Annotated in this window: 18 protein-coding genes and 1 other annotated feature; of the genes, 7 read left to right on the forward strand and 11 right to left on the reverse strand. The window is 44.9% G+C overall.

All coding sequences use genetic code 11. From position 1 onward, the window contains the following. Positions 1-8: 8 nt before the first annotated feature. Positions 9-2,468, reverse strand: coding sequence for a bifunctional aspartate kinase/homoserine dehydrogenase I (gene thrA / locus ACQEXS_RS16440; protein WP_367988215.1), 2,460 nt, complete (start codon positions 2,466-2,468; stop codon positions 9-11). Between the two features lie 29 nt (positions 2,469-2,497). Then, positions 2,498-2,614, reverse strand: a sequence feature (Thr leader region). Positions 2,615-2,897: 283 nt separating this feature from the next. Here thrA and ACQEXS_RS16445 point away from each other — a divergent pair. After that, positions 2,898-3,356 (forward strand): hypothetical protein, encoded by a 459-nt coding sequence (locus ACQEXS_RS16445; RefSeq protein ID WP_427014544.1) that lies wholly within the window; start codon positions 2,898-2,900, stop codon positions 3,354-3,356. On the opposite strand, the gene ACQEXS_RS16450 is transcribed toward ACQEXS_RS16445, so the two are convergent. Both ACQEXS_RS16450 and ACQEXS_RS16455 read right to left on the reverse strand, forming a co-directional pair. Then, a complete protein-coding gene (locus ACQEXS_RS16450; RefSeq protein ID WP_367988213.1) occupies positions 3,353-3,838 on the reverse strand; it encodes a putative 4-hydroxy-4-methyl-2-oxoglutarate aldolase in 486 nt (161 codons plus the stop codon). The genes ACQEXS_RS16445 and ACQEXS_RS16450 overlap by 4 nt on opposite strands. A 26-nt stretch (positions 3,839-3,864) precedes the next feature. After that, positions 3,865-4,251 (reverse strand): DUF3293 domain-containing protein, encoded by a 387-nt coding sequence (locus ACQEXS_RS16455; protein WP_427014545.1) that lies wholly within the window; start codon positions 4,249-4,251, stop codon positions 3,865-3,867. Between the two features lie 330 nt (positions 4,252-4,581). Between ACQEXS_RS16455 and arcA the strand changes: the two genes are divergently transcribed. Continuing rightward, entirely contained in the window at positions 4,582-5,298 is a 717-nt protein-coding gene (gene arcA / locus ACQEXS_RS16460) for a two-component system response regulator ArcA (RefSeq protein ID WP_367988211.1), read from the forward strand. 113 nt (positions 5,299-5,411) lie between these two features. Here the strand turns inward: arcA and hldE are convergent, their stop codons facing one another. The 3 genes from hldE to ACQEXS_RS16475 all read right to left on the reverse strand — a co-directional run bounded on the left by hldE (position 5,412) and on the right by ACQEXS_RS16475 (position 11,128). After that, the gene (hldE, locus tag ACQEXS_RS16465; protein ID WP_367988210.1) at positions 5,412-6,842 is read right to left on the reverse strand and encodes a bifunctional D-glycero-beta-D-manno-heptose-7-phosphate kinase/D-glycero-beta-D-manno-heptose 1-phosphate adenylyltransferase HldE; all 1,431 of its coding nucleotides are present in this window, start codon (positions 6,840-6,842) and stop codon (positions 5,412-5,414) included. A gap of 72 nt (positions 6,843-6,914) precedes the next feature. Continuing rightward, positions 6,915-9,755, reverse strand: a complete 2,841-nt coding sequence (gene glnE, locus ACQEXS_RS16470; RefSeq protein ID WP_427014546.1) for a bifunctional [glutamate--ammonia ligase]-adenylyl-L-tyrosine phosphorylase/[glutamate--ammonia-ligase] adenylyltransferase — start codon at positions 9,753-9,755, stop codon at positions 6,915-6,917. 116 nt (positions 9,756-9,871) lie between these two features. Then, positions 9,872-11,128 carry a methyl-accepting chemotaxis protein gene (locus tag ACQEXS_RS16475; RefSeq protein WP_427014547.1) on the reverse strand — a complete coding sequence of 419 codons (1,257 nt, stop codon included), beginning with the start codon at positions 11,126-11,128 and terminating at the stop codon, positions 9,872-9,874. 88 nt (positions 11,129-11,216) lie between these two features. On the opposite strand from ACQEXS_RS16475, the gene ACQEXS_RS16480 reads away from it, so the two are divergent. After that, positions 11,217-11,987 (forward strand): potassium channel family protein, encoded by a 771-nt coding sequence (locus ACQEXS_RS16480; RefSeq protein ID WP_367988207.1) that lies wholly within the window; start codon positions 11,217-11,219, stop codon positions 11,985-11,987. 16 nt (positions 11,988-12,003) lie between these two features. Here the strand turns inward: ACQEXS_RS16480 and ACQEXS_RS16485 are convergent, their stop codons facing one another. Further along, entirely contained in the window at positions 12,004-13,521 is a 1,518-nt protein-coding gene (locus ACQEXS_RS16485) for a CYTH domain-containing protein (protein ID WP_427014548.1), read from the reverse strand. Between the two features lie 204 nt (positions 13,522-13,725). Between ACQEXS_RS16485 and ACQEXS_RS16490 the strand changes: the two genes are divergently transcribed. The 3 genes from ACQEXS_RS16490 to ACQEXS_RS16500 all read left to right on the forward strand — a co-directional run bounded on the left by ACQEXS_RS16490 (position 13,726) and on the right by ACQEXS_RS16500 (position 16,568). Continuing rightward, positions 13,726-14,406 carry a TIGR00153 family protein gene (locus tag ACQEXS_RS16490; RefSeq protein WP_367988205.1) on the forward strand — a complete coding sequence of 227 codons (681 nt, stop codon included), beginning with the start codon at positions 13,726-13,728 and terminating at the stop codon, positions 14,404-14,406. A gap of 128 nt (positions 14,407-14,534) precedes the next feature. Next, positions 14,535-15,794: an inorganic phosphate transporter gene (locus ACQEXS_RS16495; RefSeq protein WP_427011428.1), complete on the forward strand. Its 1,260-nt coding sequence runs from the start codon at positions 14,535-14,537 to the stop codon at positions 15,792-15,794. A 162-nt stretch (positions 15,795-15,956) separates the two neighbouring features. After that, on the forward strand, positions 15,957-16,568 hold the full coding sequence (locus ACQEXS_RS16500; protein WP_367988203.1) for a TIGR04211 family SH3 domain-containing protein: 612 nt from the start codon (positions 15,957-15,959) through the stop codon (positions 16,566-16,568). Between the two features lie 38 nt (positions 16,569-16,606). Here the strand turns inward: ACQEXS_RS16500 and ACQEXS_RS16505 are convergent, their stop codons facing one another. Further along, entirely contained in the window at positions 16,607-17,380 is a 774-nt protein-coding gene (locus tag ACQEXS_RS16505) for a general secretion pathway protein GspB (protein WP_427014549.1), read from the reverse strand. Then, the gene (locus tag ACQEXS_RS16510; protein WP_427014550.1) at positions 17,377-18,996 is read right to left on the reverse strand and encodes an ExeA family protein; all 1,620 of its coding nucleotides are present in this window, start codon (positions 18,994-18,996) and stop codon (positions 17,377-17,379) included. The genes ACQEXS_RS16505 and ACQEXS_RS16510 overlap by 4 nt, the downstream gene beginning before the upstream one ends. A gap of 58 nt (positions 18,997-19,054) precedes the next feature. On the opposite strand from ACQEXS_RS16510, the gene ACQEXS_RS16515 reads away from it, so the two are divergent. Next, the gene (locus ACQEXS_RS16515) at positions 19,055-20,302 is read left to right on the forward strand and encodes a multifunctional CCA addition/repair protein (protein WP_427014551.1); all 1,248 of its coding nucleotides are present in this window, start codon (positions 19,055-19,057) and stop codon (positions 20,300-20,302) included. 108 nt (positions 20,303-20,410) lie between these two features. On the opposite strand, the gene eno is transcribed toward ACQEXS_RS16515, so the two are convergent. Beyond that, a complete protein-coding gene (gene eno / locus ACQEXS_RS16520; RefSeq protein ID WP_367988199.1) occupies positions 20,411-21,712 on the reverse strand; it encodes a phosphopyruvate hydratase in 1,302 nt (433 codons plus the stop codon). 77 nt (positions 21,713-21,789) lie between these two features. Then, entirely contained in the window at positions 21,790-23,430 is a 1,641-nt protein-coding gene (locus ACQEXS_RS16525; protein ID WP_427014552.1) for a CTP synthase, read from the reverse strand. Between the last annotated feature and the right edge of the window lie 95 nt (positions 23,431-23,525).

A 23,525-nucleotide genomic window follows, 5' to 3' on the forward strand; every position in this document is an offset into this window, starting at 1 on the left:
CCATTAAATTAAACTCCCAACTTCCAACCGAGTGTACGCATGACATCCGCAAATACACCTGCAGCCGTTACTTCTGTACCAGCACCGTAACCACGTAATACCAAAGGAATAGGCTGATAGTAACGACTGTAGAATGCCAGCGCATTTTCACCATCTTTGATCTTGTACATTGGATCATTTTCATCAACGGCAGCGATGCGTACTTTGCACTTACCATCTAAGATTTCACCAACGTAGCGTAGAACTTTGCCTTGTTTCGCCGCTTCTTCAACTTGCTGTTTAAAGTAAGCATCCGCTTCTGGTAGGCGAGTCATAAACTCTTCAATGCTACCTGAGTCATCAAAACCTGGCGGCAATGCCTGATCCACTTCAACGTCTTCAAGCTCTAAGTTCATGCCAGCTTCACGGGCAAGGATCAGCAGCTTACGCGCAACATCCATACCAGACAGATCATCACGTGGATCAGGTTCGGTAAAGCCATTTTCTTTGGCGATATTCGTCGCTTCACTCAAAGTCATACCTTCATCTAACTTGCCAAAGATATAAGAAAGCGAGCCAGACAAAATACCGTTGAATTTCTCTAACTCATCTCCAGCAGAGATAAGGTTTTGCAGGTTTTCAATTACGGGAAGGCCAGCACCCACCGTGGTTTCATACATCAACTTACGACGTGAGCTACGTGCAACATCGCGAAGCTGATGGTAATAAGACATGCTTGCTGTATTGGCTTTCTTATTAGGCGTAACAACATGGAAACCAGCCGCTAAGAAATCAGCATATTGGTTGGCAATTCCTTCACTAGAAGTACAGTCCACCAACACAGGGTTAATGATGTGATTACGCTGAACTAGAGAGATGAGACGAGATAAGCTGAACTCTTCTGTCGCATCATTCATACGATCACGCCAATGCTCAAGCGGAAGCCCTGCACTATCCAATAGCAAGCCTTTACTGTTTGCTAAACCACATACGCGTAAGATAATGCCTTTCTCAGCCAGTTTCGTTTGTTGACGTTGAATTTGATCCACCAACTCACCACCAACACCACCAACACCGACAACAAATACGTCAAGGAAATGCTTCGAGTTAAATAGGTTTTCATGACATGCTTTGATGGCTTCAGAAATTTTATCTTCTGGAATAACCGCAGAGATAGCACGCTCAGATGACCCTTGAGCAATAGCAACAATATTGACATTCACTTCTGCTAGAGAAGAGAAAAATTGTGACGCGACGCCGCGAGAAGTTCGCATACCATCACCAACCAGCGTCACGATAGCCACATCATCCGTGAAATCCACAGGTTCAAGTAAGCCGTCTTTCAGTTCTAGCTCAAATGCATCTGATAGCGCTTGCTCAGCGAGAGCTTTATCTTGCGACTCGATACAGAAGCTGATGCTGTACTCAGAAGAAGATTGCGTGATCAGTACAATTGACACCCCAGCAGATGACATCGCACCAAACACGCGGCTCGCCATCCCAACCATGCCTTTCATGCCAGGGCCTGAAACGTTGACCATTGTCAGGTCACTGAGTGTCGTAATGCCTTTGATCGCAAGGTTATCTTCACCAGTATCTTGACCGATTAATGTACCGGCACCTTGAGGATTAAAGCTGTTTTTGATCAGACATGGAATATGGAACTGGGCGATTGGAGCAATGGTTTTAGGGTGAAGCACAGAAGCTCCGAAGTAAGACAACTCCATCGCTTCTTGATAGCTGAGAGACTTCAACAGACGCGCATCATCAACTAAACGAGGGTCACAGTTGTATACACCATCAACATCTGTCCAAATTTCACAGCAATCTGCTCTTAAACAAGCAGCCAAGACTGCTGCCGAGTAATCAGAGCCGTTACGGCCAAGCGTTACTAACTGACCATTTTCATCACCAGCAGTAAAACCAGGCATAATATTCACATGGCCTTGTGGGAGTGGTTTGTGGCGGAAATTCTGTGTAGAAACTTCGACATCAACCATGGCTTCAAGAGGCTCGCCACGGGCAAATAGGTACTCAACTGGGTCGATCAGGCTTGCTGGCTGGCCTTTCGCCTCTAGCACCGCTTTCATTAATTGAATCGATACGCGCTCACCTTTGCTGATGATGCGTGCATTGACGTTGTCTGGACACATCCCTAATAGGTTAATGCCATGAACAAACTGGCGCAGTTGAGAAAGAGAGGTTTTGACTTGATTGTCATAGGCTGCACCATCAATGGTAGGTACTGCCGCTTTAATATCTTGGAATAAGTCGCGAAATGAGTCTTCCAACTCTGCAATTTGTAATTCTGCTTCACCATTTTTTAGTGCTGATTCAATGACAGCAACCAATTTATTGGTCGTTTTCCCTGGTGCCGACAATACAACAGCGACTTCTTCTTGTTGTGCATTGTTGGCGATAATGTCCGCTGCTCTTAACAAGCGATCTGCATCCGCTAACGAGGAGCCTCCAAATTTTAAAACTCGCATCCCTTCCTCCAGATAGTATTAATTTGGCATAAAAAAAGGCCTGTATCTTGTTGGATACAGGCCTTTTTTTGAATTTCTTTCGCTTAGCAGCCTGCCCCAACGCATGTCATGTCGGTAATAATAATGGTTGTGGTCGTTACTGTTAGGCTGCTTGAAAACATCAATTTATGCGTACATTTGTGTGTTTGCTTACCAATACGTGTACCTTATTTCCGGACACAGAGTCAACGAAAACTTTGCTTTTTTTACCCTCGCTCAGTGCATTTCTCATTCGTATGCAAAATTCCGCCCTTCAATATTGCAGTCACAAATGAAATCATTAGCACATATCATAATAACGAATTACTATATAAAACTTACTTCTAGTCTGTAAGTTTTATGCTTTAATTAGTCTTGCAGTGGAGAGAATCAAAATAACAAGGAGTGCATATGAAAATAATACTTGGCTTCGTAGCAGCACTCTTAGCTAATTCTGTTTTGGCGACAGAATTACCCACCTTACCGGCTCACAAGCTGAAATCGCCACATCAACTGTTTCTATCCAGCGAGCAAGATCATCACGGCTTCGACAGTTGGTCGATTGATGGCGGTTACTCATACAATATTTTTAATAAAATTGATTTGTATGTCGGGGCCCGCGTTAACAATACTGAAAGTATGAATAACGGGTTGATCAGTGGCGTGAGCTATCAGGTATCACCCAAAATTTCCGTGAAAAGCACTTTGCATACCTACGCAGACACAAGCCTTGAAGAACAAAAAGAGACAGCCATTTCTGCGGAGCTCTCTAGTAGGATGCAACTGACTGACAATTTAGATTTGCATGCCACGCTTGATTATCAAACGTGGCAGCAAGGGGTTGAGGTTGGTTTAGGCTTTCGCTTTTAGCTCCAATCCAATAACTCTTTGGACATAAGCACACCATTCCAATCCGCGTAGATGTAGTCACCAGGTTGGATCATTTCGTTGTGAATGGTCAAAGTAACATTGATATCACCGGCACCACGCTTTTCAGTTTTAAACGGACTTGTTCCTAATGCTTTTATGCCTAAATCCATCTGTGACATTGCGGCAACATCTCTCACAACACCGTATACGATGATTCCTTCCCAATGATTATCAATCGCTAGAATAGCTAACTGATCACCGAGCAGTGCTTTTTGGCAGGAGCCATGCCCGTCGATAACCAGCACTTTCCCTTTGCCTTCTTGGCTAAGCACTTCTCGCACTTTCGAGTTGTCGTGATAACAACGAACGGTAACGATTTCTCCCCAAAAAGCACTTCGCTGACCAAAACTTTGTAACGGCAGATCAACGAGTGTCACTTCATCTTCAAACTTATCGCAAATATCTGGTGTTATATCGTTCATTTTTCCTCCGTGATAACTCAAGTTCCTTATCTCAAACGCTGCTTCCAGCTTCCAAGCTCTAGTTCAGTGCGGTCCGATAAACAAGACAGCAACCATAGCGCTTCTCTTTGAACATAATAAATTGCATTTTGCTGGTATCGTCTTGCTAAACAAATGGCCTCAGAGCGGCTCATTTCCACAGCAAAACTGGCTTCAGACCAAGAGAACTGTTCATCTCCAACCACTACCTCTATATATTGATTATGGTTGATATCTTGAAGTAACAGCTGATTATTTAAACAATTTTCTTTTTCTGACCGCCATTTACTGTTTGGGTTCCAAGCGGTGATAATCGCAAATTCAGCAAACTTAACCGACCTCTCAAACCGGAAGTAAGGGTCACAGTATGCCTGCCATAATTGTGCGTCTATCATCCTATAATCCGTTGTTTTGTATTTACCCAATACTATTATTATTTGTTACATATGAACTCTTGATATAAATCAACAAAGTGCATGGAATTAACATTTCAGCGTTGTTAGCATGCTGTTAACATTATAGAATCCGCTTCAAAGCCTAGTAGAGTAAGTTAGGGAAAGGAGTTCAACCTAAATAGAAGGCGCATACCACGGAAGGCGGGCGATCAAAGACAGTGTATTTTTATAGGCTTTGGTTTATTATCAACATCACATTACCTGTATGTTATGTTTTTGCCTAGAATTTATTCTATTAGCACAATTTTTTCACAAGTTTAGGTACCGCCAATGCAAACCCCGCACATTCTTATCGTAGAAGATGAGCAAGTAACTCGTAACACTCTTAAGAGTATTTTTGAAGCAGAGGGATACGCTGTTTTTGAGGCCAGTGACGGTGAAGAGATGCACCACGTGCTGTCTGAAAACCAAGTTAATTTGGTGATTATGGACATCAACCTACCGGGTAAAAATGGTCTACTGCTTGCTCGCGAACTACGTGAACAAGCGAATGTTGCTTTAATGTTCTTAACTGGTCGCGACAACGAAGTCGATAAAATTCTGGGCCTAGAAATCGGCGCAGATGACTACATTACTAAGCCATTTAACCCACGTGAATTGACGATTCGTGCACGTAACCTGCTAAGTCGTTCAATGAACGCGAACGCGACTCAAGAAGAGAAGCGCTCGGTAGAAAAATACGAATTCAACGGTTGGGTATTAGATATCAACAGCCGTTCATTGGTTAGCCCTGCTGGCGACAGCTACAAGCTACCACGCTCTGAGTTTCGTGCATTGCTGCACTTCTGTGAAAACCCAGGCAAAATTCAAACTCGCGCCGATCTTCTAAAGAAAATGACTGGCCGTGAGCTTAAACCACATGACCGTACGGTAGACGTAACAATTCGTCGCATCCGTAAACACTTTGAATCGGTTTCTGGCACTCCAGAAATCATTGCAACGATTCATGGTGAAGGTTACCGTTTCTGTGGCGATCTAGAAGAGTAATTTACTCTATCTAAAAAAATGGAGCCAAATGGCTCCATTTTTTATATCTAACGTTTGTGTTAAACAAAAATGCTCGTCATCTGACGAGCATTTCAATTTGAGCTTAAATAAAGTTAGCCTCGGCCACCTTTAATTGCGTCAATGATTTCTGTCGTAGAACAGCCATCTTCAAAGTTAAGAACTTTTACTTCGCCGCCATTAGCGATGACTTCTTTACCACCAGCGATCTCTTCAGGTTTATAATCACCGCCTTTTACAAGCATGTCAGGCAGGACTTCAGAAATGAGGCGTTGTGGCGTATCTTCTCCAAATGGCACAACCCAATCCACAGCACCCAATCCTGCTAATACCGCCATACGACGATCCGTAGGATTAACCGGACGACCAGGACCTTTCAGGCGCTTCACAGATTCATCAGTGTTAACTGCTACGATCAGTCGATCACCTAGCTCTGCAGCATGATTTAAGTAAGAAACGTGGCCAGCATGCAAAATGTCAAAACAGCCATTGGTCATGACTACTTTCTCACCACGAGCTTGCGCTTTTCTAACCGCTTCAATTAATGCAGTTTCAGCGATAACACCAAAATCGGTATCTTGGCTACCATGAACCGCTTCAGCCAATTCTATAGTCGATACCGTTGACGTACCAAGTTTACCGACAACCACACCCGCAGCCGCGTTAGCCAGAGCACAAGCTTCGTCTAACGGTTTACCGGCAGCTACAGAAGCGGCTAGCACAGAGATCACGGTGTCACCGGCGCCCGTCACATCGTAAACTTCTTTTGCTAATGTAGGTAAATGGAAAGGCTCTTCACCACGACGAAGCAATGTCATACCATGCTCACTGCGGGTCACAAGTAGCGCTTCGAAATCAAACTCTTCAATCAGCGCTAAACCCTTTTCTACCAATTCTTGCTCATTTTTGACTTTACCAACAACGAGTTCAAACTCTGCCATATTTGGTGTCAATAATGTTGCACCGCGATAACGCTCAAAATCAGCCCCTTTCGGATCGATAAACACAGGTACGTTGGCTGCACGTGCTTTCTGGATATACTGCTGAACGTGCTCAAGAGCGCCCTTAGCATAATCAGACAGAACAACAGATCTCACGGTTGGCAGCGCTTGCGTCATGCGGTTAAGAATGAGTTCAGCATCAGTATTTTCAAACTTGTCTTCAAAGTCCAAACGGATCAATTGCTGCCCGCGGCTCAATACACGCAATTTGGTAATAGTTGGGTAATTGGGTAGCGATACAAAGTCACATTTAATTTTCAAAGCAGAAAGTGTTTCATTAAGCACTTTCGCAGGTTCATCAATCCCTGTTAAACCAACAATGTGAGCATGTCCACCTAATGAAGCGATATTCATGGCAACGTTTGCAGCTCCACCTGGACGCTCTTCATTGTTCTCTACTTTCACTACAGGGACTGGAGCTTCTGGTGATATACGGCCAGTCGGGCCATACCAGTAACGATCCAGCATTACGTCACCAATAATTAATACGCCTGAATCACTGTAGTCAGGTAGGATTGGTTTCATTGTATGTCTCCAATTTCTATTTCTGGCGAGAGTTTAACACAGCCCTTTTCGTCTCTGTACTCTTGTCTGTGACTAATCCAGCCATTGCTTCCAAACCTTGATGACGAGATCTCGTTCGGTCTGAAGCTTATCTTCCGCCACATCAGCTTCTAAATTGAGTAGATTACGGTGATGTATTTGATCTCGCATGGTTGTATAAGCATGCGTGATCGCCATTGCTTGGCCTTCCTCCATCACGTCTTGAGCAATTAAGGACTCAAATATGCGTACGTTGTCTGACCAACGTGTTAGCTTGGGCTTTGTGTGACTGTAATTCAGAACCAGATACTGGGCGAGGAATTCAATGTCGGTGATCCCACCAGGATCTTGTTTCAACATAAAACGCCCTGCTTTTTTCCCACCAAGATGATCGCGCATTTTCTCGCGCATATCGACCACACTCTTTTTCAACTCTTGATGATCACGTTCAAGCGTTAAAATGTTATGACGAGTTTGATGGAAAGCCTCGAACAATGGGGCATCACCGTAGATCATTCTTGCTCTAACTAAAGCTTGATGCTCCCATGTCCATGCATCTTGGCGTTGATACTCATCAAACGCGTCCGTTGGGCTAACCAATAATCCAGATGCACCAGATGGCCTTAACCGCGTGTCGACCTCATACAGAATTCCCGAAGCTGTTCGCGTAGAGAAAATATGGATGATCCGTTGAGCAAGACGTAAATAAAACTGACGGCCGTCAATTTCCTTCTTGCCATTGGTATAAACATTGACCGGGCAATCGTGTATAAACACGATGTCGAGATCGGAGTTATAGCCTAACTCCCAGCCTCCAACTTTTCCGTAGCCAATGACAGCAAACCCATTGCCTTCGCGATCCATTACGTGGGTTGGCTCTCCATATTTTTCTGTCATCTGTTGCCATGCTTGGCCAACAACAGCTTCAACAATAGCTTCCGCAAGATAAGTTAAGTGATCACTCACTTTCATCACGGGTAGAACGCCAGCAATGTCAGCGGCAGCAATGCGCAAAATACAGATTTGCTTAAACTGACGCAGCGCTTCCATTTGCTGCTCCATATCATCTTCCGGAATTCGAGCAAGATAATCACGTAACTCGACTCGATACGAATCTAATGGTATTGGGTTATACAGCTGCTGCGGGTCAATCAGCTCATCAAGAAGAATAGGATAGCGCCCTAGCTGCTCTGAAATCATCGGGCTTGCAGTACATAGACGTACTAACTGCGTCAGTGCAGCATTGTGCTCATCAAGCAGCTCCAAGTAAGTGGTCCGTGTGACGATACGATGCAATAGATGCAGAACACGTGATAACCCAAACTGCGCATCCTTATGAGCAAAAATGGCCGAGAACACTTTTGGCATCAAACGATTTAATACCTCTCGCCCGCGCGGGCCTAAGGTTTTCTTCGCTAAGTCTTGTTTGAACTGAATGATGGTGTCGGCTTTTTGTGTCACAGCTTCTACGCTAAGATCATGCTGTAAAATATGCTCAATCACATCGCGCTTATGTGCCATATCCCATAATTCATGGAAGTACTTGGCAACTTCGGTGACTTCCTCTTCATCATCGCCGATCAAATGAGTGAATACCCGATGAACATTGCTCATGTGCGCCTGCACATGCTCAATCAGTTGTGCCCATTCACTATAGCCCATAGCTGTGGCCAGCTGTAATTGCTCCAATTCACTCTCGGGTAAGGTTTGGGTTTGTTTGTCAGCCATCGCTTGCAATAAGTTTTCTAGTCGACGTAAAAACACATAGGCAGCATGCAACTGATCAACTTCTTGGGGGGTTAACTGTTCTAGCTCTTTTATGGCCGACAGTGTTACTAATAAGCCACGTTGCCTTAGGCTAGGTTCTCGTCCACCTCGGATCAATTGGAATACTTGCGCAATAAACTCAATTTCCCGAATGCCACCAGCCCCAAGTTTGATGTTATTACTCAAACCACGACGACGTACTTCACTGCTGATCATTGACTTCATACGGCGCAATGATTCGATGGCGCTGAAATCGATATAACGACGAAATACAAAAGGACGCAGCATCTGACGTAACTCTTGATACTGGCTATACATCTCACGCCCCATAACGCGCGCTTTAATCATGGCGTAACGTTCCCAGTCTCGCCCTTGTTCCTGATAGTAATCCTCTAGAGCGGCATAACTCATGACCAATGGGCCACTTTCTCCAAATGGGCGCAAACGCATGTCGACTCGATAACAGAAACCATCAAAGGTTTGCTGATCCAACGCTTTAATAATACGTTGACCAAGACGAGTAAAAAACTGGGCATTGGCAATGCTACGACGAGCCCCTTGGGTTTCTCCGTTTTCTGGATACGTGAAGATAAGATCAATATCCGAAGAAAAGTTGAGCTCCCCACCGCCAAGCTTACCCATACCAATGATCAACATTGGCTGCGCCTCACCTTCCGCGTTGCAAGGTGTTCCCCATAACTCACAACATTCTTGATACTGCCATTGGTAGGTTTCGAAGATCATTGCTTCAGCCAGCTCAGACAAATGCTCCAAGCTCTCTTCTAAAGACCAGCTTGCCGTGAAATCTCGCCAAGCAATGTACGTCATTTCTCGATTGCGAAACTGGCGTAAAATGCGGTGTCCCTGCATTTCATCATGACACTCAGCCAGTAGCGCCGATAGTCGACTTCGATATTGCTCACAACGCCTGTTTTCATCCAACATGTCTGGCAAGTGTTGTTGTAAGTGTTCATCTTTAAGCAAGTTTTCAGAGACAAACTTACTTATGCCAACAACGTAATTGAGCTCTGCCAAACGAGCGGGTGACCAGCGTTCGACATGCGGTGATTGTGAGAAAGAATCGAGTACAGATTGAGAAATACTAACGAGGCTGGCAGGCAGTTGCATGTATCTTCCTTGTATCAATAAGCCTTTGAAAGGGAATCCCTTAGTTATACCAGAGTTAAGCCAATAAAAAACGCCCACAGTTGAGCTGTGGGCGTTTATTCATACTTAATGGCAAACTAGATTTTGAAAGAGGTGATCTTTTTATCCAACTCTTCGGCGTTCTGCTGCATGATTTCAGAGGTTTCCAATAACTCACTGACTACCGTTACCGAAGCCTCAACCAACTCACGAACATTTGTCAGGTTTTGATTCATCTCACCAGCAACACTACTTTGCTGCCCGGCTGCCGTGGCAATCTGGAAGTTCATGTCATTGATTTGATTCACTTGCCCAACTATGCCATCAAGCTCGTTACCGGCATTGGTCACCAATTCAACGCCTTCCGCCGCTTCCACGACACTTTTTTCCATCAGCTCAACAGCCGTATTCGCGTTCGACTGTAACTGAGTGATCATCTCTTGAATTTCAACGGTTGCTTCTTGAGTGCGCTGAGCCAAGTTACGAACTTCATCCGCTACCACAGCAAAACCGCGGCCTGCTTCACCTGCACGTGCTGCTTCGATTGCAGCATTCAGCGCTAATAGATTGGTTTGTTCAGAGATCCCTTGAATAGTACCAATAACGCTGCCGATGGATTCAACGCTATCCTCCACTTGATTCACCGCTTGAGCTGAAGCAGAAATGTCTTGTGATAGCTCAGTAATTTTCGCAACGGTGCCATTGACAAAACTTTGCCCTGTTTGCGCTTGATTCGAGGCACTTTCGGTAAGCGACGAGGCATTTTGCGCGTGATCAGCAACGGTTTGAACGGTTGAGCTCATCTCACTCATCGCTGTAGCTAACTGATCAATTTCATGAAATTCTTCTTGAGCTGATTCTTTTGTTTCCGACATGCTCAATGTCATCACTTCCGTTAAGGTCGCCAGCTCTTGAGAAGAATCCACTTGAAGTTTGATCATCTCTTGTAGCTGAAGGCGTGTTTTCTCAAGCTCGCGCGCGACATCACCATATTCATCTTTGCAGTCCATTCCGATCGGATTAGAAAGATCACGGCTGGCCATTTGTTTGATCGAATCATTCAGATATTGGGTTTGGCGCAGCATGATACGCGCAGCAAAGAGAAGGAGCACAACGAAAGCAATAATCAACAGCGCAGTTTGCCAAACAACATTGACCAAGTAAGCCTCATAATGTTGCTGCGCCACCATCTCATCCTGTGTTGCTACCAGCAATGCATTATAAAAAGTACTCGCATCCCAAAGCTGTTTGGCAATGATCAGCACAGTACTGAACACCATCAATATCACCATTTTTGGAACCAGCCGAATATCCGTAATCAACCGCTCCCATGGCTTAAATGCCATCGTTGTCATTGTCAGTTCTCCATTAAGTCTTATATAGTGGACTGTAGCTACCTACTAACCCTCAATTTCTTGGGTTATGATTTATTTCGAGCCTCGTATGAATAAAAATACTACCAAAGTTGAGACCAAGCCGATGAGCTTGCTGTCACTAATCTTGTCATTTGTGGCACTATTTGTGGTATCTACGTTACTTTTCGCACCATTACAGCCGCAAACGCGACAAGTTCTTATCGGCTTAGACTTTATTATCTGTAGTATTTTTCTCCTACAATTGAGCGTAGATTTGATCCGCTCAACAGATCGCGTGCAATTCCTTAAACGCCATTGGATTGATTTTCTCGCCAGCCTGCCAATGATCGAGCCGCTTCGCTTTGCTCGACTATTTCATATCCTGCGGGTGATCTTAGTACTCCGCTCCGGTCACTATGTGATTCACCAGTTACTTGATAACCGCCGAGAAACCACACTCGCTTCGATTCTATTGCTTTTGGTTGTACTCCTGACTGTGGGCTCTAGCATGATGTTGATGATCGAGGGCAAAGCAGCAAACGCCAACATTCAAAGTGGTGGTGATGCGTTGTGGTGGGCATTAGTCACGATTTCAACCGTCGGTTATGGTGACCATTATCCGGTGACGAATGGGGGGAAAATCTTAGCTTCCGCTTTGATCATTTGTGGCGTCGGGATCTTCGGTATGATTTCGGGCCTTATCACGTCTTTTATTACCTCTCCAACGCGTCGTCAGGCTCGTCGTTCAGAAAATAAAGAACGTCTGCTGCATGAACTGGTTCAACAGCAACAAGAGATATTACAGAGATTAGAGCGTATTGAGCATAACCAAGAGAGCAATAAAAAAAGCGGGAGCTAAACTCCCGCTTTTATTTCTATTCTTGCCAATATGGCTGAGCTTCGATGCTAATTATGCGCGTTTGCTCCATGGCATGTAAGATTGAAACTTCTTGGCGCGAAATCCAGCGTTCTAATTGCTCACGCTCTTCTCCATTGAGTTTTTCAACCAACCGTTGCAACGGTCTCAACATCAGCAAATCATCAATCCCTTGCATCAAGTCAGCCCAAGGCAGGCGAAAACTCTGCCTTTCTTCTGCATCATACAGGCTAGCAAACCCTACTCCTGTGTACAGATTACGCATCAAACGGTATTGCTGATCGATGTATTCCTGACTGGATAAGATTTTCTCTGGTGGGAAAGCCTCGATCAGTTCTGCCCATGTTCGATCCAGCTGTCTTACTGAAAAATGCTCAATATTTAATGCCATTTTCTGACGTGCCTTGTCGTCTAAAAATGGCTGCCAACCTCTGGTTAATATCCAACGACTGAGATCGAGCAAAAGCCCGGTATAACGTGCAGAGTTTAATAAGATAAGTATCTCTTCACGTATAGGCAGCTGCTGTTGAATTTCTGTCAGCTCAGCAACGAGGAACTTACGCGCATCCAGCTTACGCAGTGCATGGCCTTTATCTTCGAGCAAGTCTTCGAGGTAGTCGTACTCTTTTAGCCATTCCAGCTCCTGCTCCAACCATTTCAACTCTTGGCGTAAGATCGCACTCGCACGACGAGGGACGATGCCGCCATAAATAGTTAGCGTTTGGCGAATAAAACTGATGGCATTTTTGATTTCATGCAGCGCTTCAATTGAATCACGCTCTGAGTAAATTTGTTCATGGTAGTGCCAATGAGACAACGCATGCTCAAGTGAGTTAATCAAACAATACTCAACCGTGTCATGCTTGCCCGTATCCACTAAGGGTAACTCTCTGACTTCATCACCCTCGTAACCCAGAGCAAGGCGATAACCTTTCGCCGCCTTACTTTGGTTACCGAGCCTCATTCCTCCGTCTTCACAGAGGAGACGAGCCAATGTAAATAACGCATCCGTTTGACCCGATTTCAGCTCAAGTTCAACTTCACATATAGGGTCACGAAGCTCACCTGCTTCTACTGCGCCTTGGTCGAAAGCTACTTCAACCTGACTACCATCGGGCATACCAATGAGCCATTGTTCACGGGTAAAGTTCGTAGAAAAAAGCGGAACCAACTGAGACTGAAGTGAATTGATATCTCGACCTGATGGCCAGATGTCACCTGGGTGTAATGACAAATCCGGCTCATTACTGGAATGTTCCGCATTATATTCAGGGCGTTGATGCAATCCCGCAACCACACGTCCAGCAGTTTTTACTGTTTGGACATAAACGTCATCATAACGGCGAATACGTAAGCCAGTATCGTGTTGACGTAACCAATTATCCGGCGTATCGAAGTATGTGTTACCTAACTCGCGACAACTGTGCTGAAGCACTTTCGTTTCCGCGATTTTTTTCAGCAAAGTCTCTGAAAAATCAGGAGAAACAAAAAACTTCAGTTCTATCTCGGTTTCCATAGTTTTACCTTTCAAAGCAGATAGAAACAGGATATTGCCTAATTTCTCACTCGGCAAGAGAGAAATATCGCGCCAATGATGATCTAAAACAGTTTTAATGAACGATTTAATGCGTTACCATGCGCGCCTTTATAGCCATCGTTCAACATTTCACCACGAATAGTGTATGTTATTTTTAGGTTATATTAATTAGGTTGAATGACCATGCCAGTAAATACAATCATGGGGTTATTTGCAAAGTCCCCTATTAAGCCTTTGCAGCGTCACGTTGTATGTGTGAATGAATGTTGCTCACACCTCATCAACTTCTTTGAAGTCAGTTCAAAGGGTGATTGGGAAAAAGCATCTGAAATTCGTGCTCAAATTTCTCACCTAGAGAAAGAAGCAGACGTACTCAAACGTGAAATCCGCCTTAAGCTTCCTCGCGGTTTGTTTATGCCAGTTGATCGCAGCGACATGCTGGAACTTCTGACACAACAAGACAAACTAGCCAACCTAGCAAAAGACATTGCTGGCCGCGTCTACGGCCGTCAATTAGTCATCCCTGAGCCACTTCAAGAAAACTTTATTGCGTATGTGAAGCGTTGTCTTGACGCAGCCAATCAAGCGCAAAAAGTCATCAATGAGCTCGACGAGTTATTGGAAACTGGATTTAAAGGTCGTGAGGTAACACTCGTGGCTGAAATGATCCATCAACTGGATGTAATCGAAGATGACACCGATGCGATGCAGATCGAACTTCGCCAACAATTAATGGCGATCGAAAACGATATGAATCCTATCGATGTAATGTTCCTTTATAAAATTTTAGAATGGGTAGGTGGCATTGCTGATCAAGCGCAACGTGTAGGCGCGCGTCTTGAGCTAATGTTGTCTCGCTCATAAATAATAAGTTAACCAAATAACGAAGAGCATTTTTTAGCACTCCCCGAATAGGCGATAAATACTGACGCGCCGAAGGGGTTTTGTCGTGCCTAATTTGCTCCGCTTGTTATCAACAACTAGGTATTACGATGGATATCCTTGCGAACTACGGCACTGTCCTGATCATTGTTGCAGCATTTTTTGGCTTCCTAATGGCTATCGGTATTGGCGCGAATGACGTTGCCAATGCGATGGGCACATCAGTAGGGTCTAAAGCGCTAACCGTAAAACAAGCCATCATCATTGCGATGATTTTTGAATTTGCGGGTGCATACTTGGCAGGTGGTGAAGTAACCGACACTATCCGTAAAGGTGTAATCGAAACATCTCTGTTTGCTAGCCAACCAGACATTCTTGTCTACGGTATGATGTCAGCATTGCTGGCGGCTGGTACTTGGCTACTGCTTGCTTCATACATGGGCTGGCCAGTATCTACAACTCACTCAATCATCGGTGCAATCATCGGTTTTGCGTGTGTGTCTGTAGGTACAGAAGCGGTCGACTGGGGCTCAGTACAAGGTATTGTAGGTAGTTGGATTGTTACACCGGTTATCTCTGGTTTCTTTGCATACGTTATCTTTGTTAGTGCACAGCGCCTGATCTTTGATACAGAAAAACCACTTATCAACGCAAAACGCTTTGTGCCTGTGTACATGTTCATCACTACCATGGTGATTGCACTGGTTACAATTAAGAAAGGTCTGAAACACGTTGGGCTTCACTTGAGTGGCTCCGAAGCGTGGATGTGGGCGGCGATTGTATCGGGTATTGTGATGGTTGGCGGTTACTTATACATCCAGAAGAAATTCGCTAGCCGTGAAGAAGACCATGGTTTTGCCGGCGTAGAAAGCATCTTCAGCGTATTGATGGTTATCACTGCATGTGCAATGGCATTTGCGCACGGTTCAAACGATGTAGCAAACGCGATTGGTCCTCTTTCGGCAGTTGTATCGACTGTAGAACATATGGGTGAGATCACAGCGAAAAGCACCATTGCATGGTGGATTCTACCACTCGGTGGTTTTGGTATCGTGGTTGGTCTTGCAACCCTAGGTCATAAAGTTATGGCGACGGTAGGTACAGGTATCACTGAACTGACTCCTAGTCGTGGTTTTGCTGCGCAGCTAGCAACAGCATCAACAGTAGTATTGGCTTCAGGCACTGGCCTGCCAATCTCAACCACACAAACTCTCGTTGGTGCGGTTCTTGGTGTGGGTTTTGCGCGTGGTATTGCCGCACTTAACCTAGGTGTTGTACGTAACATCGTTGCTTCTTGGATTGTCACACTGCCAGCGGGTGCGCTGCTAGCCGTCGTATTCTTTTACGCAATTCAGGCTTCTTTCGCTTAAGTTATTCAGTCAATAATCTGTAAGCGAACTGTCATTATTGACTCAAATGCACAGAAAGGGAGGCTTTGCCTCCCTTCTTTGTTGCACAGACGTCTGAAACTTCTTACTATTTGCTTCACGCATTAGCATTCAAATTACTCAAAGATTGTTAAAGGATTTATCGTGAAAAAACTGTTATGCATGGTTTTAGTTTCAATGTTGGCTGCCCCTGCCGCATTGGCGCAAAATCGCTATATTGCAGATCAACTCTTTACCTACATGCACACTGGCCCAAGTAATCAATATCGTATTGTTGGCAGCATCAATGCTGGTGAAAAGGTTCAGCTTGTCTCTTCAAATAAAGAAACAGGTTACAGCCAAGTTATTGATGGAAAAGGTCGTAAAGGTTGGGTTGAAAGCCGCTTTATTACACGCCAAGAAAGTATGGCACTTCGCCTGCCGCGCCTAGAAAAAGAGTTGGCTGAAGTGAAAGGAAAACTGGCGAATGCACAATCCAATGCTGATAACGAAAAAGCAGGATTGGTTGACTCTCTAGATATTCGTAATAAGCAAATCTCTGAGCTTGAACAGAATTACAGTGATATCAGCAAACAGTTAACGGCATCACAAGAAGAAGTTCGTAACTTACGCGCGAAGCTTGATACGCAAAAAGATGATCTACTACTGAAATACTTTATGTATGGCGGCGGCGTTGCTGGTGGCGGCTTGCTATTTGGCTTACTTTTGCCACATATCATTCCACGTAGAAAACGCTCTCCATCAGGCTGGGCTTAAAAAGAAAAAGGTCACGTTCATCGTGACCTTTTTCTTTTTTATCCTTTCCAATCATATAGGGCTGGCACACGAAGTCGCTGCTCTCCGAGCTGAATAACACATGATTGCTGCTCGATCGCCACTAACTGAATGTCTCCGATCCAATCACCCTGACTGTACTCAGTACCATTAATTTTAACCCAACGTTTTTTCTCATTGCTTGAGTAAACATGGGTCTGAAAATTTAACGCTGGCAGCTTTCCATGCCATTTATCCGCCTGCTGAGCTAATTCAATAATGGAATCTTGATGTCGTGTCGCCGATGACGAGCGTGACGTGTTAGTGTCTCCCAGCGCATTTTCAACTCGCAATGCAAGCTCCGGAGGCAGTGCACTTAAATCTAACCCAGCTAAAGCATTCTCTCCCTTCACTTCAACTGGCACAGCTGCCTCTTCGACACGAGCAGGTGTAACTTGAGTCAATACCTCTTCCGTTCGTTGCGGGCTTAGCTCAACACGTGGCATCGGTTGATAATGATTCAATGCTAAACGACCAAACTCTGGGTAATCTTGAACACTATATGACGCTTCTACTTCAACCGTAACTGGCTTTGGTTGGCTATGCTCTTGCCATTGCACCAATTTACTTTGATACGTTTGATAAACACTAACCCCAGCCGCTATAGCCACTGGTACTAGCAGGCAAGCAAGATAAATTACTGGCGGCGTTTTTGTCGCCGCAGTTTCACTTTGCGCCAAAGGAGTACGTGATACAAAAGAGGTTCGGCTATGCTGCTGTTCTGAAGACTCTAACGCTTGTAATACTCGACTCATGAGCGTGATTCCTCTTCAAGGCTTAATGATGGTGCATTTTGTTGTGTCATCAGCTCAAGCTTCTCCAAGGTGCGCTTTCCAGCAATACCATCAGTTTCTAAGCCTTGCCATTTCTGAAATAACTCAACTTTACGCTTCAACCCAATGCCAAATTCATCCGTCCCCGTTTCCGACTCACCCAACAATTGCGATAAACGCTGATCGAGTAACCGAACTGACTCACCTTTCATGCCACTTTTTAACATCTGATCCCAGCTTCTTTGCCAAATGAAATGGTATTCACCATTCCATATTTTTCTGAGCCAGCGACTCTCCAACTCAACCCGTTGTCCATCCGCAAGAAGCTGCATTTTATCACCATCAAACTTGTACAAAACGGCATAACTTCGGTTGTTATCAACATTCAATGTTAATACAACGGGCAAGCCTAAATTCTGAATATCTTGGATGGCACCATGACGAGCCTCACAGCGAAATAGGCTACTTTCACTCTCACTACAGGTACTGTCAAACGGAGAGGCTTGATATCCCCACACCTTATAAAGTTCACGAATTTCCGCATCTAACACGCCTGAACGCGCCAAAAGGACATTAACAACATCAGGAAACACTTCTTTGCGATGCTCTACCGATTCCATTTGTGGGTACTTACTGGCTAACTGGGCATCAATGTACGGCTCTGCAATCGAAGGTGCCATAACATAGGCTCCCCAAGCAAGTCCCAAACCAATTAATAACGATACAGGTAATGCTAGGTTGACTGTTGGAAAGCGAGCATTTTGTCTAGTAGCAGGTTGGTATACCGCCCCTTGAAATGACATCACTTCTGAACACGCATATTGAACCGTTGCGTAGGAAGGTTTCTTCTCCCCATTTTGGTATGCGCCGCGTAATGCTGCATCGCATGCTAAATTAATTAAACGTGGAATACCGTGTGTATGCGCAGCAATGCATTTTAAGCTTTTAGCATCAAACAGATGAACATCGCCACCCGCCGTATCAAGACGAAATTGAATATACTTCGCCGATTCTTCTAGTGTTAGCGGTAATAAGTGATATCGGCCTGTAATACGCTGTGCGAGCTGACGTAGCTGCGGCATCTGCAATTTTTGTTGCAGCTCAGGCTGACCAATCAACAACACCTTTAATAGTTTGCGGCTGTCGGTTTCTAAATTGGTCAGTAAACGAAGTTGCTCTAGAACGTCAGCCGCAAGGTGCTGAGCTTCATCAATGACTAAGAGTGTCTGCATTCCGTTGGCGTGGTTAGCCAACAAAAATTGATAGATGGCTTGGCTCAGCTGTTTTAAGGTCGCTGATTCAACGTATTCAATCTCAAATTCATCACAGATCACTTGCAGCAATTCTAACGAGGAAAACGTTGGATTAAGAATGAAGCCTGCTTGTGTCTGAGCATCCAGTGACTTCAACATCGCCCGGGCAACCGTAGTTTTGCCAGTGCCGACTTCACCAGACAGCATGGCAAAACCACCACCTTCACCTAAGCCGCTATTTAAATGGTTAATAGCTTCTTGGTGTCTTTGGCTTAAATACAAATAGCGAGAGCTAGGAACAATCGAAAAAGGTTGTTCCACAAAGCCAAAAAATTCCTTATACATACTCTCGTCTCTATAATTTTATTATCAGGAAAAGTACCATTGGCTTAAGACAACGCCAATGGCGAATAATTCGTTTCGAGGTAGAAAGGTGCAAGTATACCTAGTTGGTGGCGCAGTGCGCGACCTGTTACTTAATATTGCTGTCTATGACAAAGATTGGGTGGTGGTTGGCAGCTCACCAAAGCAGATGTTGGAAGCTGGCTTTACGCCTGTGGGTAAAGATTTTCCAGTATTCCTCCACCCAACAACCAAAGAAGAGCACGCGCTAGCTCGAACAGAACGCAAAACTGGCTCGGGCTATACGGGTTTTGAGTGCCACTTTGCTGCCGATGTCACCCTAGAAGAAGACTTGCTGCGACGGGATTTAACCATCAATGCTATCGCCCAAGATAAAAATGGTGACTTAATTGACCCATATGGTGGTAAAGCCGATCTCCAGAATCGTATCTTACGCCATGTTTCTGATGCTTTCACTGAAGACCCACTCCGAGTACTACGCGTAGCTCGCTTCGCAGCAAAGCTCTCTCATTTGGGCTTTACTATCGCTCCAGAAACGATAGCGCTAATGAAGCAAATCGCACAAAGTGGTGAACTCCAATGTCTTACCCCTGAGCGTGTGTGGCAAGAATGGTATAAATCACTTTCGACTCAGGATCCGCAAGTGTTTTTGTCTGTACTGAGAGAGTGCGGGGCGCTAAAAATTGTATTGCCTGAGCTTGACTGTTTATTTGGTGTACCTCAGCCGGTGCAATGGCACCCTGAGATTGACACTGGTATCCACACGTTAATGGTGGCAAAGCAAGCGGCACAACTCTCAACCTCGCTTCCTGTCCGATTTGCTTCGCAAGTGCACGATTTAGGCAAAGGGGTCACACCGGAAAGTGAATGGCCAAGCCACAAGCGCCATTGCTACACGGGCATCAAACTTATTCAAGAATTATGTCAGCGAGTCAAAGTTCCTAACGAGTTTCGCGATCTCGCTTTAATAGTCTGTGAACAGCACTCCAACATACATCGTGCAGCGGAACTAAAGCCAGCCACAAAGTTGAAAGTTCTCAACTCATTCGATGTCTGGCGCAAACCAGACCGGCTCGAAAATATTTTACTCTGCTGTCAGGCTGATCACGCCGGAAGACTTGGTTGTGAATCCAATCCATACCCGCAAAAAGAAATTTTTAAACGATCTTACCAAGCAGCATTAAGCGTTGAAGTCAAAGATATCATCAAAGATGGATTTAAAGGTGCGGCAATTCGTGAAGAGATGGAAAAACGTAGGATTCAAGCGATAAAGAACCTCACTCAATAACATCTCCCCTCTTAAGCCGTTGATCTTGTTTCTTAAGGCATAAAAAAACGCCCCACCAAAGTGGGGCGTTCTCAGAAAGCTATATAGCTAAACTCATTCAGTTAAGAATTAAGCTTGACCTTTAACTTCTTTAAGACCGTTGAAAGGAGCGCGCTCACCTAGAGCTTCCTCGATACGGATAAGTTGGTTGTACTTAGCAACACGGTCAGAACGGCTCATAGAACCAGTCTTGATTTGACCTGCAGCTGTACCTACCGCTAGATCAGCGATAGTTGCATCTTCAGTTTCACCAGAACGGTGAGAAATTACTGCTGTGTAACCTGCGTCTTTAGCCATCTTGATTGCAGCTAGAGTCTCAGTTAGAGAACCGATTTGGTTGAACTTGATAAGGATAGAGTTAGCTACGCCTTTCTCGATACCTTCAGCAAGGATCTTAGTGTTAGTAACGAATAGATCGTCACCTACTAGTTGAAGCTTGTCACCTAGTAGTTCAGTTTGGTGCTTGAAGCCATCCCAATCAGACTCGTCTAGACCGTCTTCGATAGAAACGATTGGGAATTGGTTAGCTAGCTCAGCTAGGTAGTGGTTGAACTCTTCAGAAGAGAAAGTTTTACCTTCGCCTTTCATGTTGTAAATGCCAGCTTCTTTGTCGAAGAACTCAGATGCTGCACAGTCCATAGCTAGAGTAACGTCTTTACCTAGTTCGTAACCAGCAGCTGCAACAGCTTCTGCGATAACTTCTAGAGCTTCAGCGTTAGACTTAAGGTTAGGAGCGAAACCACCTTCGTCACCAACTGCAGTGCTGTAGCCTTTAGACTTAAGAACTTTAGCTAGGTTGTGGAATACTTCTGCACCGATACGTAGACCTTCTTTAAGAGTCTTAGCACCAACTGGTTGGATCATGAACTCTTGGATGTCAACGTTGTTGTCTGCGTGCTCACCACCGTTGATGATGTTCATCATTGGTAGAGGCATAGAGAACTGACCAGCTGTACCGTTTAGCTCAGCAATGTGCTCGTATAGAGGCATGCCTTTAGCTGCTGCTGCAGCTTTAGCGTTTGCTAGAGAAACAGCTAGGATAGCGTTCGCACCGAAGTTAGATTTGTTTTCAGTACCGTCTAGGTCAATCATTACTGCGTCGATTGCAGCTTGGTCTTTAGCGTCTTTACCAACTAGAGCTTCAGCGATTGCGCCGTTTACAGCTTCAACAGCTTTAAGAACACCTTTACCTAGGAAACGTGCTTTGTCACCGTCACGTAGCTCAAGAGCTTCGCGAGAACCAGTAGATGCGCCAGATGGAGCTGCCGCCATACCTACGAAACCGCCTTCTAGGTGTACTTCAGCTTCTACAGTTGGGTTACCACGTGAGTCGATGATTTCACGACCTAGAACTTTAACGATCTTAGACATTAATGTTTCCTCTCGTTCAAATATAAATGTCAATTTTAAAGGGCAGCAGCACAACCTTCGCCGCTGCCCGTATCCTTTTACTTCTCGAATTCGCCGCGAGCATTTTGACCCGCTGCTTTAACGAAACCTGCGAATAGTGGGTGACCATCGCGAGGCGTCGAGGTGAATTCTGGGTGGAACTGAGCCGCTACAAACCATGGGTGAGCTGGGTTCTCAATCATTTCCACTAGTTTCTTATCTGCAGATAACCCTGATACTTTCAGACCTGCTTTTTCAATTTTCGGACGAAGCACATTATTTACTTCGTAACGGTGACGGTGGCGTTCATGAACTGTCGCGCTACCGTATAGTTCACGAGCTTTAGTACCTTTCTCTAGGTGACATAGCTGTGAACCAAGACGCATCGTACCACCTAGGTCAGACGCTTCAGTACGTTCTTCAACTTTACCTTCGCCGTCTACCCATTCAGTGATCAAACCTACCACAGGGTACTTCGTCTCTTTGTTAAATTCTGTTGAATGTGCACCTTCCATACCCGCTACGTTACGCGCGTATTCGATCAGTGCTACTTGCATGCCTAGACAGATACCTAGGTAAGGTACTTTGTTTTCACGAGCGTATTGTGCTGCGCGAATCTTACCTTCGATACCACGGTCACCGAAGCCGCCAGGTACTAGGATTGCGTCCAGACCTTCAAGTACTTCTACGCCTTTCGTCTCAACATCTTGAGAGTCTACATATTTAATTGTGACGTTTAGACGGTTTTTCAAGCCTGCGTGTTTAAGTGCTTCGTTTACTGACTTGTAAGCATCTGGTAGTTCGATGTATTTACCGACCATACCGATAGTTACTTCGCCAGTTGGGTTCGCTTCTTCGTAGATAACCTGTTCCCATTCAGACAGATCAGCTTCTGGTGCATTGATACCAAAGCGAGCACAAACTAGGTCATCTAGACCTTGAGACTTAACAAGTTGAGGGATCTTGTAGATTGAATCTACGTCCTTCATTGAGATTACCGCTTTCTCAGGAACGTTACAGAATAGCGCAATTTTCTTACGCTCGTTCGCTGGGATCATACGATCAGAGCGGCAAACAAGAATATCTGGTTGGATACCGATAGATAGTAGCTCTTTAACAGAGTGCTGAGTTGGCTTAGTTTTCACTTCACCTGCAGCAGCTAGGTAAGGAACTAGCGTTAGGTGCATGAACATTGCACGTTCACGGCCTAGTTCTACAGCAAGCTGACGAATCGCTTCCATAAATGGTAGTGATTCGATATCACCTACCGTACCACCGACTTCAACGATAGCGACATCATGGCCTTCAGAGCCTGCAATTACGCGATCTTTGATAGCGTTGGTGATGTGAGGGATAACCTGAATGGTTGCACCTAGGTAATCGCCACGACGCTCTTTACGTAGAACGTCTGCATAAACACGACCAGCAGTGAAGTTGTTACGCTTAGTCATCTTGGTGCGAATGAAACGCTCGTAGTGACCAAGGTCAAGGTCAGTCTCTGCGCCATCTTCCGTAACGAACACTTCACCGTGTTGAGTTGGGCTCATTGTGCCTGGATCAACGTTGATGTAAGGGTCAAGCTTCATCATGGTCACTTTAAGACCACGAGCTTCTAGAATAGCTGCAAGAGATGCTGCTGCAATACCTTTACCTAGAGAGGATACAACCCCGCCAGTAACAAAAATGTAATTTGTCGTCATGTTTAACCTGAAATTGGTTGAATGAGGGAAATAGATTTCTTCTGGACGGGATGTGAATATACCAGAAGCACCTAACCGCCACAACGTGAAATCTA

Origin of the sequence: Vibrio sp. TRT 17S01 (assembly GCF_050113695.1) — a bacterium.
Classification (GTDB): domain Bacteria; phylum Pseudomonadota; class Gammaproteobacteria; order Enterobacterales; family Vibrionaceae; genus Vibrio.

Bases quoted from the DNA above. Each gene is read 5' to 3' on its own strand.
- thrA (WP_367988215.1), bottom strand. From the start codon at position 2,468: ATGCGAGTTTTAAAATTTGGAGGCTCCTCGTTAGCGGATGCAGATCGC.
- ACQEXS_RS16445 (WP_427014544.1), top strand. From the start codon at position 2,898: ATGAAAATAATACTTGGCTTCGTAGCAGCACTCTTAGCTAATTCTGTT.
- ACQEXS_RS16450 (WP_367988213.1), bottom strand. From the start codon at position 3,838: ATGAACGATATAACACCAGATATTTGCGATAAGTTTGAAGATGAAGTG.
- ACQEXS_RS16455 (WP_427014545.1), bottom strand. From the start codon at position 4,251: ATGATAGACGCACAATTATGGCAGGCATACTGTGACCCTTACTTCCGG.
- arcA (WP_367988211.1), top strand. From the start codon at position 4,582: ATGCAAACCCCGCACATTCTTATCGTAGAAGATGAGCAAGTAACTCGT.
- hldE (WP_367988210.1), bottom strand. From the start codon at position 6,842: ATGAAACCAATCCTACCTGACTACAGTGATTCAGGCGTATTAATTATT.
- glnE (WP_427014546.1), bottom strand. From the start codon at position 9,755: ATGCAACTGCCTGCCAGCCTCGTTAGTATTTCTCAATCTGTACTCGAT.
- ACQEXS_RS16475 (WP_427014547.1), bottom strand. From the start codon at position 11,128: ATGACAACGATGGCATTTAAGCCATGGGAGCGGTTGATTACGGATATT.
- ACQEXS_RS16480 (WP_367988207.1), top strand. From the start codon at position 11,217: ATGAATAAAAATACTACCAAAGTTGAGACCAAGCCGATGAGCTTGCTG.
- ACQEXS_RS16485 (WP_427014548.1), bottom strand. From the start codon at position 13,521: ATGGAAACCGAGATAGAACTGAAGTTTTTTGTTTCTCCTGATTTTTCA.
- ACQEXS_RS16490 (WP_367988205.1), top strand. From the start codon at position 13,726: ATGCCAGTAAATACAATCATGGGGTTATTTGCAAAGTCCCCTATTAAG.
- ACQEXS_RS16495 (WP_427011428.1), top strand. From the start codon at position 14,535: ATGGATATCCTTGCGAACTACGGCACTGTCCTGATCATTGTTGCAGCA.
- ACQEXS_RS16505 (WP_427014549.1), bottom strand. From the start codon at position 17,380: ATGAGTCGAGTATTACAAGCGTTAGAGTCTTCAGAACAGCAGCATAGC.
- ACQEXS_RS16510 (WP_427014550.1), bottom strand. From the start codon at position 18,996: ATGTATAAGGAATTTTTTGGCTTTGTGGAACAACCTTTTTCGATTGTT.
- ACQEXS_RS16515 (WP_427014551.1), top strand. From the start codon at position 19,055: ATGGCGAATAATTCGTTTCGAGGTAGAAAGGTGCAAGTATACCTAGTT.
- eno (WP_367988199.1), bottom strand. From the start codon at position 21,712: ATGTCTAAGATCGTTAAAGTTCTAGGTCGTGAAATCATCGACTCACGT.
- ACQEXS_RS16525 (WP_427014552.1), bottom strand. From the start codon at position 23,430: ATGACGACAAATTACATTTTTGTTACTGGCGGGGTTGTATCCTCTCTA.